At 70.1% G+C, this 15,156-nt stretch carries 16 protein-coding genes; 7 read left to right on the forward strand and 9 right to left on the reverse strand.

Annotated features, from left to right (window positions below):
• Window positions 1-18: 18 nt before the first annotated feature.
• The 4 genes from sigM (at window position 19) to trxA (ending at window position 3,123) form a co-directional block, all read left to right on the forward strand.
• Window positions 19-705, forward strand: coding sequence for an RNA polymerase sigma factor SigM (sigM, locus tag ABGA99_RS21075; protein WP_347579724.1), 687 nt, complete (start codon window positions 19-21; stop codon window positions 703-705).
• Window positions 702-1,655, forward strand: a complete 954-nt coding sequence (locus tag ABGA99_RS21080) for a hypothetical protein (RefSeq protein WP_347583201.1) — start codon at window positions 702-704, stop codon at window positions 1,653-1,655. The genes sigM and ABGA99_RS21080 overlap by 4 nt, the downstream gene beginning before the upstream one ends.
• A gap of 118 nt (window positions 1,656-1,773) precedes the next feature.
• Window positions 1,774-2,751, forward strand: coding sequence for a thioredoxin-disulfide reductase (gene trxB, locus ABGA99_RS21085; RefSeq protein ID WP_347583202.1), 978 nt, complete (start codon window positions 1,774-1,776; stop codon window positions 2,749-2,751).
• A gap of 12 nt (window positions 2,752-2,763) precedes the next feature.
• Complete coding sequence (trxA, locus tag ABGA99_RS21090; protein WP_347579759.1) at window positions 2,764-3,123, forward strand: thioredoxin; 360 nt, start codon at window positions 2,764-2,766, stop codon at window positions 3,121-3,123.
• Window positions 3,124-3,237: 114 nt separating this feature from the next.
• Here trxA and ABGA99_RS21095 read toward each other — a convergent pair whose 3' ends face one another.
• The 9 genes from ABGA99_RS21095 to rpmH form a co-directional block, all read right to left on the reverse strand.
• Window positions 3,238-3,855 (reverse strand): GNAT family N-acetyltransferase, encoded by a 618-nt coding sequence (locus ABGA99_RS21095; RefSeq protein ID WP_347583203.1) that lies wholly within the window; start codon window positions 3,853-3,855, stop codon window positions 3,238-3,240.
• 123 nt (window positions 3,856-3,978) lie between these two features.
• A complete protein-coding gene (locus ABGA99_RS21100) occupies window positions 3,979-5,079 on the reverse strand; it encodes a ParB/RepB/Spo0J family partition protein (RefSeq protein WP_347579728.1) in 1,101 nt (366 codons plus the stop codon).
• A complete protein-coding gene (locus ABGA99_RS21105) occupies window positions 5,076-6,119 on the reverse strand; it encodes a ParA family protein (protein ID WP_347579729.1) in 1,044 nt (347 codons plus the stop codon). The genes ABGA99_RS21100 and ABGA99_RS21105 overlap by 4 nt, the downstream gene beginning before the upstream one ends.
• Window positions 6,120-6,355: 236 nt before the next feature.
• The gene (gene rsmG, locus ABGA99_RS21110) at window positions 6,356-7,084 is read right to left on the reverse strand and encodes a 16S rRNA (guanine(527)-N(7))-methyltransferase RsmG (RefSeq protein ID WP_347579730.1); all 729 of its coding nucleotides are present in this window, start codon (window positions 7,082-7,084) and stop codon (window positions 6,356-6,358) included.
• A gap of 106 nt (window positions 7,085-7,190) precedes the next feature.
• Window positions 7,191-7,706, reverse strand: a complete 516-nt coding sequence (locus tag ABGA99_RS21115; RefSeq protein ID WP_347579760.1) for a R3H domain-containing nucleic acid-binding protein — start codon at window positions 7,704-7,706, stop codon at window positions 7,191-7,193.
• Between the two features lie 56 nt (window positions 7,707-7,762).
• Window positions 7,763-9,034 carry a membrane protein insertase YidC gene (yidC, locus tag ABGA99_RS21120; RefSeq protein ID WP_347579731.1) on the reverse strand — a complete coding sequence of 424 codons (1,272 nt, stop codon included), beginning with the start codon at window positions 9,032-9,034 and terminating at the stop codon, window positions 7,763-7,765.
• Window positions 9,035-9,037: 3 nt separating this feature from the next.
• Entirely contained in the window at window positions 9,038-9,322 is a 285-nt protein-coding gene (yidD, locus tag ABGA99_RS21125) for a membrane protein insertion efficiency factor YidD (RefSeq protein WP_018838819.1), read from the reverse strand.
• Complete coding sequence (gene rnpA / locus ABGA99_RS21130; RefSeq protein WP_047020124.1) at window positions 9,319-9,687, reverse strand: ribonuclease P protein component; 369 nt, start codon at window positions 9,685-9,687, stop codon at window positions 9,319-9,321. The genes yidD and rnpA overlap by 4 nt, the downstream gene beginning before the upstream one ends.
• Window positions 9,688-9,702: 15 nt before the next feature.
• Window positions 9,703-9,840 carry a 50S ribosomal protein L34 gene (gene rpmH / locus ABGA99_RS21135; RefSeq protein ID WP_027773413.1) on the reverse strand — a complete coding sequence of 46 codons (138 nt, stop codon included), beginning with the start codon at window positions 9,838-9,840 and terminating at the stop codon, window positions 9,703-9,705.
• A gap of 370 nt (window positions 9,841-10,210) precedes the next feature.
• Here rpmH and dnaA point away from each other — a divergent pair, with 370 nt between their 5' ends.
• The 3 genes from dnaA to gnd all read left to right on the forward strand — a co-directional run bounded on the left by dnaA (window position 10,211) and on the right by gnd (window position 15,113).
• Entirely contained in the window at window positions 10,211-12,169 is a 1,959-nt protein-coding gene (gene dnaA, locus ABGA99_RS21140; protein WP_347583204.1) for a chromosomal replication initiator protein DnaA, read from the forward strand.
• Window positions 12,170-13,040: 871 nt separating this feature from the next.
• Window positions 13,041-14,180 (forward strand): DNA polymerase III subunit beta, encoded by a 1,140-nt coding sequence (gene dnaN / locus ABGA99_RS21145; protein WP_347579733.1) that lies wholly within the window; start codon window positions 13,041-13,043, stop codon window positions 14,178-14,180.
• Between the two features lie 54 nt (window positions 14,181-14,234).
• Window positions 14,235-15,113, forward strand: coding sequence for a phosphogluconate dehydrogenase (NAD(+)-dependent, decarboxylating) (gene gnd / locus ABGA99_RS21150; RefSeq protein WP_347579734.1), 879 nt, complete (start codon window positions 14,235-14,237; stop codon window positions 15,111-15,113).
• Window positions 15,114-15,156 lie beyond the last annotated feature (43 nt).

The raw sequence follows: 15,156 nt of genomic DNA on the forward strand, positions 1-15,156 counted from the left end.
CGGGGGGAGGGGTCGGCGTTGGAGAACGCCAGCGGCGGCGACGTCGACGACCGCACACTCCTCGCCCGCCATGTCTCCGGTGAGGACCCGTACGCCTTCGCCGAGATCGTCCGACGGCACCGGGACCGGCTGTGGGCCGTGGCGCTCCGCACCCTCGGCGACCGCGAGGAGGCCGCGGACGCGGTGCAGGACGCACTGCTGTCGGCGTTCCGCGCGGCGCACACCTTCCGCGGCCAGTCCGCCGTCACCACGTGGCTGCACCGCATCACCGTGAACGCCTGTCTGGACCGGGCCCGTAAGGCCGCCAGCCGCCGCGCGGCACCCGTCGGGGACACCGAGCACTTCGAGCAGTTGCTGGAGCCTGAGGAGTCCGCCGAGGCGCCCGCGGAGCGGGAGGACACCGGCCGTGAGCTACGCCAGGCGCTGGCGACCCTGCCCATGGAACAGCGGGCCGCCCTCGTGCTCGTGGACATGGCGGGCTATCCCGTCGCCGAGGCGGCCGACATCCTCGGCGTTCCCGCGGGTACCGTGAAGAGCCGCTGCGCTCGTGGCCGTGCCCGTCTCCTTCCTCTCGTACGTCATCTGCGGCTGTCCGCAGCCGGCTCCGGGACGGGTGGACGGAACCCGGCGCAGGGGACATCCGTCCCACAGACGGCAGAGCAGAGCGACGTACGCGCGGCGAAGGGTGGAGGTGAGAAGGAATGACGCTGCCCTCGCAGCCCTCCGGCGCCGACGACGGGCACCCGGAGGTCGAGGAACTGGCCGACCTCGCGGAGGGTCTGGCCTCCCCCGCCCGCTCGCAGCAGCTCCACCACCATCTCGACGAGTGCGCCACCTGCCGTGAGATCCAAGAGGCCCTCGACGGCGTACGCGGGCTCCTCGGCAGCCTGCCGGAGCCCGGCCCGATGCCGGCCGAGATCGCGGGGCGTATCGACGCCGCGCTGGCCGCCGAGGCGCGCTACGACGCCGATGTGTCGGCCGTCGATGTTTCACGTGAAACCGCGTCGCCGGAGGTCCATGTGCCCGCGCCCCGCGAGGCCGTTTCACGTGAAACACGGTCCGGCCGCTCCCACCGCCGGCCCGCCGCACACCGCGCGGACGCCACCGGCCCCGGCCGCCGCGCCCGGCGCTGGCCGCGCGCCCTCCTCGGCGCCGCCGGGGCGGCCGCGCTCGTCGCGCTGACCGTCGTCCTCGTTCAGCTCCCGCAGAGCGGCAGCGACGAGGGCAGCGTCGACATGACGGCCAACCAGGAGCAGTCCCAGGGGAACGCCCCGAAGGCCGCGCCGAGCGATGGCAGCCAGGGAGCGCTGAGCCCCGGCTCGCTGGAGTCCCGGGTTCTCGGCATGCTGCAGCAGCCCGACCGACGCGAGGGCGGGGGCGCCGGCGAGGGCCCGTCCGACAGCGGCGACGATCCGTTCATCGCCGAGGGGGACGCTCCCCAGGTGCCTCAGTGCGTCCGGGCCGCCGTCAACCGCGCCGATACACCGCTCGCGGCCGAGACCGACACGTACGAGGGAACTCCCGTCTACATCGTCGTGCTGCCGCACACCGGCGACTCGCAGCGAGTGGACGCCTACGTGGTGAATTCTTCCTGCACATCCTCCCCGGAGCAGCCGGGCGAGATTCTGCACCACGACACCTTCCAGCGACCCTGAGCCGCGCCCATCCACCCACGGGAATGTCCGGCCCGTAGGATCCGTTGGGTGGGTGAGAGGGACAGGACGCAAGGTCCCCCGCCCCTTCAGGCAGCCGGTCGTAGACAAGGAAGAGTCCGTGAGCGACGTTCGCAACGTGATCATCATCGGCTCGGGGCCGGCGGGCTATACCGCCGCGCTGTACACCGCCCGCGCCGCGCTGCAGCCGCTGGTCTTCGAAGGCGCCGTCACCGCGGGTGGCGCGCTTATGAACACCACGGACGTGGAGAACTTCCCGGGGTTCCGCGAGGGGATCATGGGCCCGGACCTCATGGACAACATGCGGGCACAGGCCGAGCGCTTCGGCGCCGAGCTCGTCCCCGACGACGTGGTGTCCGTGGACCTCACCGGCGATATCAAGACCGTCACCGACACCGCCGGCACGGTGCACCGCGCGCGGACCGTGATCATCTCCACCGGGTCGCAGCACCGCAAGCTGGGGCTGCCCCGGGAGGACGAGCTGTCCGGCCGGGGCATCTCGTGGTGTGCCACCTGTGACGGTTTCTTCTTCCGCGAGCAGGACATCGTGGTCGTCGGCGGGGGCGACACCGCTATGGAGGAGGCCACGTTCCTCTCCCGCTTCGCCAGGAGCGTCACGGTCGTCCACCGCCGGGACAGCCTGCGCGCCAGCAAGGCAATGCAGGAGCGGGCCTTCGCGGACCCGAAGATCTCGTTCATCTGGGACAGCGAGGTCTCCGCCATCCACGGCGGCGACAAGCTCTCCGGACTGACCCTCAGGAACACCCAGACCGGCGAGGAGTCCGAGATCGCGGTCACGGGTCTGTTCATCGCCATCGGGCACGACCCCCGCACGGAGCTGTTCAAGGGACAGTTGGAGCTCGACGGGGAGGGCTACCTCACGGTCGACGCCCCCTCCACCCGCACCAACCTCACCGGGGTCTTCGCCTCGGGCGACGTCGTCGACCACACCTACCGCCAGGCGATCACCGCCGCCGGGACAGGTTGCTCTTCGGCGCTGGACGCCGAGCGCTACCTCGCCGCGATCGCCGACAAGGAGAAGTCGGCGGAGCCGGAGAAGGTCGCAGACGCCGTCTGAGACCGAGCAGCCATCAACGCACAACGACGTAAGGAGTACGCCATGGCCGGTGCCACGGTGACCGCAACCGATGCGGACTTCGAGGAGAAGGTCCTCAAGAGCGACAAGCCCGTACTGGTCGACTTCTGGGCTGCCTGGTGCGGTCCGTGCCGCCAGATCGCTCCGTCGCTGGAGGCCATCGCCGCGGAGAACCCCGAGAAGATCACCATCGTCAAGCTCAACATCGACGAGAACCCGGCCACGGCCGCGAAGTACGGCATCATGTCGATCCCGACGATGAACGTCTACCAGGGTGGCGAGGTCGTGAAGACCATCGTCGGTGCCAAGCCGAAGGCTGCCCTGGAGCGCGACCTCAACGAGTTCATCGGCTGACGAAGCGGTCCTCGTTTCACGTGAAACATCTACGTGGCGCGTGAAACGCAGACACGGACAGACGAAGGGCCCGTCCCCGCGGGGGACGGGCCCTTCGTCGTGCCGGAGCGGATGTCAGAGCGGCCGCAGCACCGGATCCTTGCGTGCGGCACCGAGCAGCTTGTCGAGCGCCAGCTCCACGTCTTCCTTCCAGGAGATCGCAGAGCGCAGCTCCAGCCGCATCCGGGGATAGCGGTGGTGGGGCCGTACGGTCTTGAAGCCGACCGCCACCAGATGGTCCGCCGGCAGCACGCACGCCGGTTCCTTCCAGGCCGCGTCTCCGAACGCCTCGACGGCTTTGACGCTCCGGCGCAGCAGATCCTTCGCGACGGTCTGGACGAGGGTCCGGCCCAGCCCTTGCCCCTGATACCCCGGGTTGAGCCACGCGGTCATGAGCTGGACGGCGTCCGCGGACACCGGGCTCGTCGGAAAGGCGAGGGAGCGGGGCACGTAGGCGGGCGGGGCGTACATCACGAACCCGGCCGGCACGTCGTCGATGTAGAGGACGCGGCCGCAGGAGCCCCATTCCAGCAGGACGGAGGAGATCCAGGCTTCCTTCTCCCGCTCCGGATGCCCGGACTTGACGGCGGCCTCACCGCTGACGGGATCCAGCTCCCAGAAGACGCACGAGCGACAACGTCTGGGAACGTCCCGGAGATTGTCCAGGGTGAGCGGTACGAGCCTTCGCCCCATGCAGCCCGATCCTCTCCTTCACCGGCATCCCCCTCGATACCCGTATGCATCGTATCCGGAGACGACAAAACAGGCCGCGGATTCCATCCGCGGCCTGTCTCGTGGGTTCGAGGAGGGGAGAGGTCACTCGTCCTCGTCGGCGTCCTCCTCGCTCAGCTTCTTCTCCAGCACCCTGCCCTCGCCGGGCGCCATCGACCCGAGGATGCGCTCCAGATCCTCTATCGAGGCGAACTCGACGACGATCTTCCCCTTCTTCTGCCCGAGGTCGACCTTCACCCGGGTCTCGAAACGGTCGGAGAGCCGGGACGCCAGATCGGTCAGCGCCGGGGACATCCGGTTGCCGGCTCGCGGCGCCTTCGGCCGGCGCCCGGTCGTGGGCTCCGACGCCATCAGGGTCACGATCTCCTCGACGGCCCGCACCGACAGCCCTTCGGCCACGATGCGATGCGCCAGCCGGTCCTGCTCGCTCGCGTCCTCCACGGACAGCAGCGCCCGCGCATGGCCTGCCGAGATCACCCCGGCCGCCACCCGCCGCTGCACGGGCGGCGAGAGCCGCAGCAGCCGCAGGGTGTTGGAGACCTGCGGACGGGAGCGGCCGATCCGGTCGGCGAGCTGGTCATGCGTGCACTCGAAGTCCCGCAGCAACTGATCGTAGGCGGCGGCCTCTTCCAGCGGGTTGAGCTGCGCTCGATGCAGGTTCTCAAGCAGCGCGTCCAGGAGGAGCTTCTCGTCGTCCGTGGCTCGGACGATCGCGGGAATCCGCTCCATGCCCGCCTCGCGGCAGGCACGCCAGCGGCGCTCACCCATGACCAGCTCATACCGGTCGGAGCCCAGCCGGCGGACGACGACCGGCTGGAGGAGCCCGACCTCCTGGATGGAGGTGACCAGTTCGGCGAGGGAGTCCTCGTCGAACACCTCGCGAGGCTGCCGCGGGTTCGGCGTGATGGCGTCCAGCGGAACCTCGGCGAAGTGCGCACCGGCCACTTCGCCGCTCTCCGCGGCACCCTCGACGACCGGCGGCGCCTCGTAGGCGTGCTCCGGCGGTGCCTGCTCCTCGTACCCCTGTGCCTCAGGCGGCGGCGTCCGCTCCGACACTATGACCGGTACCGCTCCCGGCGACATGGTGGCGCCGCCGACCAGTGGTCCGGAGTCATCGGCGGGAGTGGGAGCGGCGGGAATCAGCGCCCCCAGCCCGCGGCCCAGCCCTCTGCGTCGTTCCGTCACTGAGCCCCTCCGTCGTGCCGCTCGTGATGAGCTTCGCCCTGTCTGGGCATACCGCGCAGAGCCATCTCGCGGGCCGCCTCCAGGTAGGAGAGCGAGCCGCTGGACCCCGGATCGTAGGTGAGGACCGTCTGTCCGTAGCTCGGTGCCTCGGAGATGCGCACCGAGCGCGGGATGCTGGTCCTCAGAACCTCGTTGCCGAAGTGGCTGCGGACCTCTTCCGCCACCTGGGAGGCCAGGCGCGTCCTCCCGTCGTACATCGTGAGGAGGATCGTCGACACATGGAGCCGGGGGTTGAGATGCCCGCGCACCAGGTCGACGTTGTGGAGCAGTTGGCCCAGCCCTTCCAGCGCGTAGTACTCACACTGGATCGGGATGAGGACCTCGTTGCCCGCGACCATGGCGTTGACGGTCAACAGGCCGAGCGAGGGCGGGCAGTCGATGAAGATGTAGTCCAACGGCTGCTCGTAGGCGTCGATCGCCCGCTTCAGCCGGCTCTCCCGCGCCACCAGCGAGACCAACTCGATCTCCGCACCCGCGAGATCGATCGTCGCCGGCGCACAGAACAGCCCCTCGACATCGGGAACCGGCTGCACCACCTCGGCCAGCGGCTTGGCCTCCACCAGCACGTCGTAGACCGACGGCACCTCCGCGTGGTGGTCGACGCCCAGTGCGGTCGAGGCATTGCCCTGCGGGTCGAGGTCGATGACCAACACCCGGCCCCCGTGCAGGGCCAGTGAGGCCGCCAGGTTGACCGTGGTGGTGGTCTTGCCGACCCCGCCCTTCTGGTTGGCGACGACCATCACACGGGTCTGCTCAGGGCGCGGCAGACCCTGACCGGCCCGCCCGAGCGCCTCTACGGCGAGTTGAGCGGCACGGCCGATCGGAGTGTCGTCCATCGGAGGCGGTGTTTCACGTGAAACATCCGCCGATTCGGAGCGGGGACCGGGGACCGGATCGGCCATCGGCCCCGCGACATTGGCGTCGGACCGCAAGGATTCACTCTCCTCGACTTCAGACTCGCACTGCACAGAGCCTGCCATGCTTTCGGGGTCGCGAACCAGCGAGGCCCGTTCTCCTGTGGATGATTCCTTATCCACAGCTGACTCGCGGGCCTCTACGGCACCGCGTCCTCGGCTGAGGATCCCGGGGAGCAACGAACGATGTTTCACGTGAAACACGATGCACAGCCCCGCGGGCCCCACCGCAGCGACACTCCGGTGTACGTACGGTAGGCGGCTTTAATGGACCGATCGGCCCTCTTTCGGATACGAGCAGACTAGCGGCGTCGGCCGTGCCCGCCGCGACCGCCCTTACGAGCGGCGCGGGCCCGCTTGGCGGCGAAGCGCACGCCTCCGGGACTCTCGCCCACCACGGCCCGTACGACGGTCGCCGGCGGGTCCACCACATCGGCTCCGACCTGGACGATCTCGGTCTCCGTGACGCCGAGCTTGTGCAGCGCGGCCTTCGAGGCACGCAGTTCTTCCTCGGCGCTCTCGCCCTTGAGCGCCAGCATCTCGCCGTACGGGCGCAGCAGGGGGACGCCCCAGCCGGCGAGCCGGTCCAGCGGGGCGACCGCCCGCGCGGTGACCACATGGACGGGCTCCAGCGTGCCGAGGACCTCCTCGGCCCGGCCGCGGACGACGGTCACCTGCTGCTCCAGCCCCAGCAGCTCGGTGACCTCCTGCAGAAACCGGGTCCGCCGCAGCAGCGGCTCCAGCAGCGTGATCCGCAGGTCGGGGCGGACGAGGGCCAGCGGGATACCCGGCAGCCCGGCACCCGAGCCGACGTCACAGACCGCGACGCCGTCGGGCACCACTTCGGCGAGCACCGCGCAGTTCAGCAGATGCCGCTCCCACAGCCGGGGTACCTCCCGCGGGCCGATCAGCCCGCGGGTCACCGCCGTGTCGGCCAGCAGCTCGGCGTAGCGCACCGCGTCCGGAAGGGCACCGCCGAAGACCTTGCCGGCGGCTTCCGGCACCGGCGGCAGATCCGCAACTTCGGACACGGGGACGTCCTCTCGCTGGAGCACGGGCGGGGCGACGGCAGGTGACAGGGGAGCAGTCTGGGCCGGTCGGGTCAACCGGCCCAGGGGTGAGGCAGCAGTGTTCCGGTCAGGCCGGGAGCACGACCACGCGCCGCTCGGGCTCCTCGCCCTCCGACTCGCTGCGCAGCCCCGCGGCCTTCACCGCGTCGTGCACCACCTTGCGCTCGAACGGGGACATCGGCCGCAGCTTCTCCGGCTCGCCGCTCTCCTTGACCCGCTCCACGGCCTCCGTGCCCAGCTCGGTCAGCTCCTCGCGCTTGCGCGCCCGGAACCCCGCGATGTCCAGCATCAGCCGGCTGCGGTCGCCCGTCTCCCGGTGTACGGCCAGCCGGGTCAGCTCCTGGAGCGCCTCCAGCACCTCGCCTTCGCGCCCCACCAGCTTCTGCAGATGACGGTCCGACGAGCCTTCACCGATGATCGATACCGAGGCCCGGCCGCCCTCGACGTCCATGTCGATGTCGCCGTCGAGGTCTGCGATGTCGAGCAGCTCCTCCAGGTAGTCGGCGGCGATCTCGCCTTCCTGCTCCAGGCGCGTCAGGATGTCCTCGGCCGAGGCCTCGGTCTGCTCGGCCTGGGCCTCGATCTCCGAACCGGCTTCGCCGGTCGCGGACGCGGTGTCCGTCACGTGGGGACTCCTTCTTACTTCTTCGACGGGTGCTTGGGCCGCTGCGGCCCCTTGCGCTGACCGGACTTCGCGTTACGGGCGTTCCCGCCCGCACCGCCGCGGCCGGATGAGCCGCCCGCCTTCTTCTTCGCGGCGCTCGACGCGGGCTTCTTGTCCTCGGGCTCCGCGGCGCCGTCCTCGTCCTCCGGCTGCTGGCCGGAGCCGCCGGAGGAGGCGTGGCTGCGGCGCTGGGACTTCGACTGCCGCTTCGGCTGCTGCCGCCGGCCGGGGTCGCCGCCGCCGGGCTTGGCGTCCGCCAGCGGCGTCTCGCTCTTGATCACGGTGCCGTCCGCCTGGGGCAGCAGGTCGTGCTTGGCCAGGCCGGAGACGAACTTCCGCTCGTCCTCGTTGCGGTCCTTGCCCTTGGCGACCATCTGCTTGACGACGTAGCGGTCGCGGCGGCCGCGCACGCCGCCGTGGTCGATGACGTGCTTCTGCATGCGCTCCAGCAGGTGCGCGTAGGACTTGCTGCCCGGGGTGGGGTTCCGCTTGATCACGTACATCTGCTGGCCCATGGACCACACGTTGGTCGTCAGCCAGTAGATCAGGACGCCGACCGGGAAGTTGATGCCGAAGACGGCGAACATGATCGGGAAGATGTACATCAGCATCTTCTGCTGCTGCATGAACGGCGTCTTGACCGTCAGGTCGACGTTCTTCGTCATGAGCTGGCGCTGCGTGTAGAACTGCGACCCCGACATCAGCACGATCATGATGACGGTGACGACCCGGACGTCGGCGAGCGTGGCGCCGAGGCTCTCCACCTTGCTCGCGCTGTCCATGAACTTCGCGGCGATCGGCGCACCGAAGACGTGGGCCTCACGGGCCTGCTCGACCTGCGTGGCGTTGAGGACGCCGACCTCGTTGTTACCGGCGATCTTGTTCAGCACCTGGAAGAGCGCCAGGAAGAAGGGCGACTGGGCGAGGATCGGAAGACAGCTCGAGAGCGGGTTGGTACCCGTCTCCCGGTACAGCTTCATCATCTCCTCGGACTGGCGCTGCTTGTCGTTCTTGTAGCGCTCCTGGATCGCCTTCATCTTCGGCTGCAGGACCTGCATGTTCCGCGTCGCCTTGATCTGCTTCACGAACAGCGGGATCAGCGCGATACGGATCACGACCACCAGCGCCACGATGGACAGCCCCCACGCCCAGCCGCTGGCCTCGTCGAAGACGAGGCTGAACAGCGAGTGGAACTGGACGATGATCCAGGAAACGGCGATATAGAGAGGTTTGAGGACCGTGTCCACGAATCAGGCTCCTTGGGCCTTGGGCTGCGTCTTGCCCAGGCGGCTGCGCAGCCGCTGGTGCCAGACCGGATGCTTGCGGGGCGGAACGTGATCGACCCCGCCGAGCGACCACGGATTGCAGCGCAGGATGCGCCAGGCGGTCAGGCCTGTGCCTTTGACCGCTCCGTGCAGCCGGATCGCCTCATAGCCGTAGTGCGAACACGACGGGTAGTACTTGCAGACCGGCCCCAGCAGCGGGCTGATGGTCCACTGGTACAGCTTGATCAACCAAAGCAACGGATACTTCATCGCGGCGCCCTTCCCAGCAACCGCCCCAGCGCTGCGTCCAGGTCATCGCGCAGCCGGTCGTAGCCGGCCTCCGCGGCGCCAGGCAGCGCCCGTACGACCACCAGGCTACCTGCGGGCAGCAGATCCAACCGATCCCGTAGGAGATGACGCAGGCGACGCTTGACGAGGTTGCGCGCGACCGCCGGTCCGACGGCCCTGCTGACGACGAAACCCGCACGCGTCGGGGAGGCGTCCTCCCCGGCGGCATGCGGGTCTCCGCCGCTGTTCAGATGGACGACGAGTAGCGGGCGGCCGGCCCGTCGTCCGCGGCGTACCGCTCGGGCGAAGTCCTCGCGCCGCCGCAGCCGGTGCTCAGCGGGCAGCACGAGCACACCAAGGGGTCAGGCGGACAGGCGTGCGCGGCCCTTGGTGCGACGGGCCGTGATGATGGCACGGCCGGCGCGGGTACGCATACGCAGCCGGAAGCCGTGCGTCTTGGCACGCTTGCGGTTGTTCGGCTGGAAAGTGCGCTTGCTCACTCGGGGGCTCCAGGAGGGTTGTCACGGGTGGTTAGGCGCCGAACGGCTGCCACCGTGCGCCCTCGAGCCGGCTCGTCATCGCCCGACACGTGACATGATCACTGTCGCGGCCTGAGACTGATCGGAGGCAGGCGGCAGCAGCCGTCGACATCTCGACCTCGACACGGTACGCGGGGAGCCGCCGTCCGGTCAAACCCGCCCTGCGCGGCCGACACACCACCGGACACTGTGCACAGCCTGTGGACAGCGACTTGAATGGGGCAGCTCGGCGTGACTACCGTGGCTGGACTTCCGACCCTTGCGCAGATCCATCCCACCCGTCCCGAGATCACACCTTCGTGACCTGCCGTGACCTGAAAGAGCGTGCCCCGTGGCCGACCTGCCTGCCGATCTCGCTGCAGTCTGGCCACGCGTGCTCGAGCGGCTGCTCGCGGACGACCAGGGCATCGAGGCCAAGGACCACCGCTGGCTGCGCGACTGCCAGCCGCTCGTCCTCGTCGCCGGCACCGCGGTGCTGGCCGTGCCCAACGAGTACGCGAAGGGTGTCTTCGAGGGCCGCCTGGCCTCCAAGATCACCGAGGCGCTGAGCCACGCCTGCCGCCAGCCCATCGGGCTGGCCGTCACCGTCAGCCCCGGCGAGCCGGAGCCGAAGCAGCCGCAGCAGGCCCCGCCGCCGCAGCCGGGCCCCGAGTCGGGCGGGCACGGTCCGCACGTACCCCACCCCTCCCAGGCTCCGCAGCCGCCGGCGCACGAGCAGGCCGCACACCCCGGCGCCCCGCAATTCCCGCTGCCCCACACCGCCGCGCAGCCCACGCACCAGAGCCACCCGGCCCACCAGCCGCCGCACCAGAGCCACGGCGGGCAGCTCCCCGAGCCGCCGTACGACGCGTACAGCCGCCCGGCGCCCGGGGACGACCGCCTCCCCACCGCCGCCCCCACGTACCCCGAGTACGCCCAGCCGCGCCCGGCGCCGGCCGCCTGGCCCCGCGCCGACCACCACCCGGGCCCGCCCGGCGCCCGGCCGGACACCGGGGCGGGGGCCGACGGCACGGATTTCTACGGGTCGCGCGACCATCTCGGGCAGCGCCCCGCCCATGACCGGTACGCGCACCCCGGGAGCCACCCCGGCGGGCACACGGGAGCCCACCCGGCGGGCCATCCCGGCGGGCACGGCCCCTCCGGTGCCCCGATCCCTCCGCTGGTGCAGGCCATGGGGAACGTCGAGCTGCCCGCGCCCAGCGGTGCGCCCGGCCCGCTCGCCGCCCAGCCCGCCCCGGCCACCGGACCCGGCGAGCCGACCGCGCGGCTGAACCCGAAGTACCTCTTCGACACCTTCGTCATCGGCGCCTCCAACCGCTTCGCGCACGCCGCCGCGGTCGCCGTCGCCGAGGCCCCGGCCAAGGCGTACAACCCGCTGTTCATCTACGGCGAGTCCGGCCTGGGCAAGACGCACCTGCTGCACGCCATCGGCCACTACGCCCGCAGCCTCTACCCCGGCACCCGGGTGCGGTACGTGAGCTCCGAGGAGTTCACCAACGAGTTCATCAACTCCATCCGCGACGGCAAGGCGGACACGTTCCGCAAGCGCTACCGCGACATGGACATCCTCCTGGTCGACGACGTCCAGTTCCTGGCGAGCAAGGAGTCGACGCAGGAGGAGTTCTTCCATACGTTCAACACCCTGCACAACGCCAACAAGCAGATCGTGCTCTCCAGCGACCGGCCGCCCAAGCAGCTGATCACCCTGGAGGACCGGCTCCGCAACCGCTTCGAGTGGGGCCTGATCACCGACGTGCAGCCGCCGGAGCTGGAGACCCGGATCGCGATTCTGCGCAAGAAGGCGGTCCAGGAGCAGCTGAACGCGCCGCCGGAGGTGCTGGAGTTCATCGCCTCCCGGATCTCCCGCAACATCCGCGAGCTGGAGGGCGCCCTGATCCGGGTGACGGCCTTCGCCTCGCTCAACCGGCAGCCGGTGGACCTCGGGCTCACCGAGATCGTGCTGAAGGACCTCATCCCCGGCGGCGAGGACGCGGCCCCGGAGATCACCGCGGCCGCCATCATGGCCGCCACCGCCGACTACTTCGGGCTGACGGTGGAGGACCTGTGCGGCTCCTCCCGCAGCCGCGTGCTGGTCACCGCGCGCCAGATCGCCATGTATCTGTGCCGGGAGCTGACGGACCTCTCCCTGCCGAAGATCGGCGCGCAGTTCGGCAACCGGGACCACACCACCGTCATGCACGCGGACCGCAAGATCCGGGCCCTGATGGCCGAGCGGCGCTCGATCTACAACCAGGTCACCGAGCTGACCAACCGCATCAAGAACAGCTAGCGGTCCCGCCGCCGTTCCGTACGTCCCACACCGCTCCCGGCGTCCTGCGCGCCCCTCCGCAGCCGGTTCTGCACCGGTCCCCGCCACGCGTCCGGCCACCCCGGGCACGTACCCGAACAGCCGAGCCCCCGCGCTCTGTTCGATTCCCGGCCTTGACCAGGCACTTCTCCACACCTCGGCGGCTTTTCGGCCGTCCACACCCTGGGGACCGGTGAGTTACCCACGGGCGGGTGTGGACGCGGTCGGGACAACTCGCGTCTGCGCAGCTCATCAGGGTGTGGATTTGTGGGCGGCCGTTGCCCACAACCTGTGGACACGGTCGGCCGGTTCGATCGGCGCCGAGCACTGTCCACCGCGGAAGACCACTCACCCACAGAAAACCCCGCTCTGTACACAGCCTGTCCACAAGTTTGTCCACTGTTCGGCAACGCAACGCGCCCCTTCACCGGGTCGAGTGAAAGCCGTCACATCGAGCGGCAGGATTGGCTGTGCAGAAACCCGGGTAACTCTGGGGACGGAGCTGTGGCTAAGTGGCCCCTGCCTGTGAACGGCCTGTGCACAGCCGGGCCCCGTCCACAGGAACCGAGGGTTATCCACTCTTCGTCCCCAACCCGCCTGTGGGTAAAATTCGCGGGCTGACCTGCGCAGACGAGGTTTTCCACGGTTTCCACAAGCCCTACTACTACCTCTACACGTAGCTAGCTCGGAATCCGCTTCGAAGCGGGGCCTGTGCACAAGTGCGGTCGACGGCCTCCAAGAGCGGCAGCGACGAGTTGACCCCGACCTGCCCCCCGTGTCGGTGCCGTGCGTCAGACTGGTCCCCCACACCAACCGAGCCGGCAAGGGCCGAGAGCACCAGGAGGCGGTCTCCGTGAAGATCCGGGTGGAGCGCGACGTACTCGCGGAGGCAGTGGCGTGGGCAGCGCGCAGCCTCCCGGCCCGGCCGCCCGCGCCGGTGCTCGCCGGGCTGCTGCTGAAGGCCGACGGGGCGGACGGCGGGACGCTCAGCCTCTCCGGCTTCGACTACGAGGTCTCCGCCCGCGTCTCGGTGGAGGCGGACGTGGAGGAGGACGGCACGGTCCTCGTCTCCGGGCGGCTGCTCGCCGACATCTCCCGCGCCCTTCCCCACAGGCCTGTGGAGATCTCCACCGACGGCGTCCGGGTCACCGTGGTCTGCGGCTCCTCGCGATTCACACTCCACACCCTGCCTGTGGAGGAGTACCCGGCGCTGCCGGAGATGCCCACCGCGACCGGCACGGTCTCCGGCGAGGTCTTCGCCTCCGCCGTCGCGCAGGTCGCCATCGCCGCCGGCCGGGACGACACCCTGCCGGTGCTCACGGGTGTGCGCATCGAGATCGAGGGCGACACGGTCACGCTGGCCTCCACGGACCGGTACCGCTTCGCGGTCCGCGAGTTCCTGTGGAAGCCGGAGACCGCCGACGCCTCCTCGGTGGCGCTCGTCCCCGCCAAGACGCTCCTGGACACGGCCAAGTCGCTGACCAGCGGCGACATCGTGACGCTCGCGCTGTCGGGCGCTGGTGCCGGCGAGGGCCTGATCGGGTTCGAGGGCGCCGGCCGGCGCACGACGACGCGGCTGATCGAGGGCGACCTGCCGAAGTACCGCACGCTGTTCCCCACGGAGTTCAACTCGGTGGCGGTCATCGAGACCCCGCCGTTCGTCGAGGCCGTCAAGCGCGTGGCGCTGGTGGCCGAGCGGAACACGCCGGTCCGGCTGAGCTTCGAGCAGGGTGTGCTCACCCTGGAGGCCGGGTCGAGTGACGACGCACAGGCTGTGGAAAGGGTGGACGCGCAGCTTGAGGGCGACGACATCTCGATCGCCTTCAACCCGCTGTTCCTGCTCGACGGGCTGAGCGCGATCGACTCGCCCGCGGCACAGCTCTCGTTCACGACGTCGACGAAGCCGGCGCTGCTCAGCGGCAAGCCCGCGCTCGACGCCGAGGCGGACGAGGCGTACAAGTACCTGATCATGCCCGTGCGGCTGAGCGGCTGAGGTCCGGCGTAGGCTCGGACCCGATAGGACGCGCAGACGGACGAAGGGGCAGCGATGGAGCTCGGTCTTGTGGGTCTCGGCCGGATGGGCGGGAACATGCGTGAGCGCATCCGGCGCGCGGGCCACACCGTCGTGGGGTTCGACCACCACCCGGACAGAGCCGATGTCCACAGCCTGCGGGAGCTCGTGGATGCACTGCCCGCCCCGCGTGTGGTGTGGGTGATGGTGCCCGCGGGCGCGGCCACGCAGTCGACCGTCGACGAGCTGGCCGAGCTGCTGGAGCCCGGCGACGTCCTCGTGGACGGTGGCAACTCGCGCTGGACGGACGACGAGAAGCACGCCGAGGAGCTGGGTGCGAAGGGCATCGGCTTCGTGGACTGCGGTGTCTCCGGGGGCGTGTGGGGCCTGGAGAACGGCTATGCGCTGATGTACGGCGGCGATGCCGAGCACGTGGCGCGGGTGCAGCCGGTCTTCGACGCGCTGAAGCCGGAGGGCGAGTACGGCGCCGTCCACGCCGGCAAGGTCGGCGCGGGGCACTTCGCCAAGATGGTCCACAACGGCATCGAGTACGCGATGATGCAGGCCTTCGCCGAGGGCTGGGAGCTGCTGGAGGCCGCGGACTCGGTCACCGACGTGCGCGAGGTCTTCCGCTCCTGGCAGGAGGGCACGGTCATCCGCTCCTGGCTGCTGGACCTGGCGGTCCGGGCGCTGGACGACGACGAGCACCTGGGCAAGCTCCGCGGCTACGCGGAGGACTCCGGCGAGGGCCGGTGGACCGTGGAGGCGGCGATCGACCACGCGGTGCCGCTGCCCGCGATCACGGCCTCGCTCTTCGCCCGGTTCGCCTCGCGGCAGGACGACTCGCCGCAGATGAAGATGATCGCCGCGCTGCGGAACCAGTTCGGCGGCCACGCGGTCAAGGAGGAGAAGTAGCTCTGCCGGGCGGCCGGCGGGAGCGCCGGCCCGCTGTTCGCTG

This window comes from Streptomyces sp. B5E4 (genome assembly GCF_039871555.1).
In the GTDB taxonomy this organism is placed as follows: domain Bacteria; phylum Actinomycetota; class Actinomycetes; order Streptomycetales; family Streptomycetaceae; genus Streptomyces.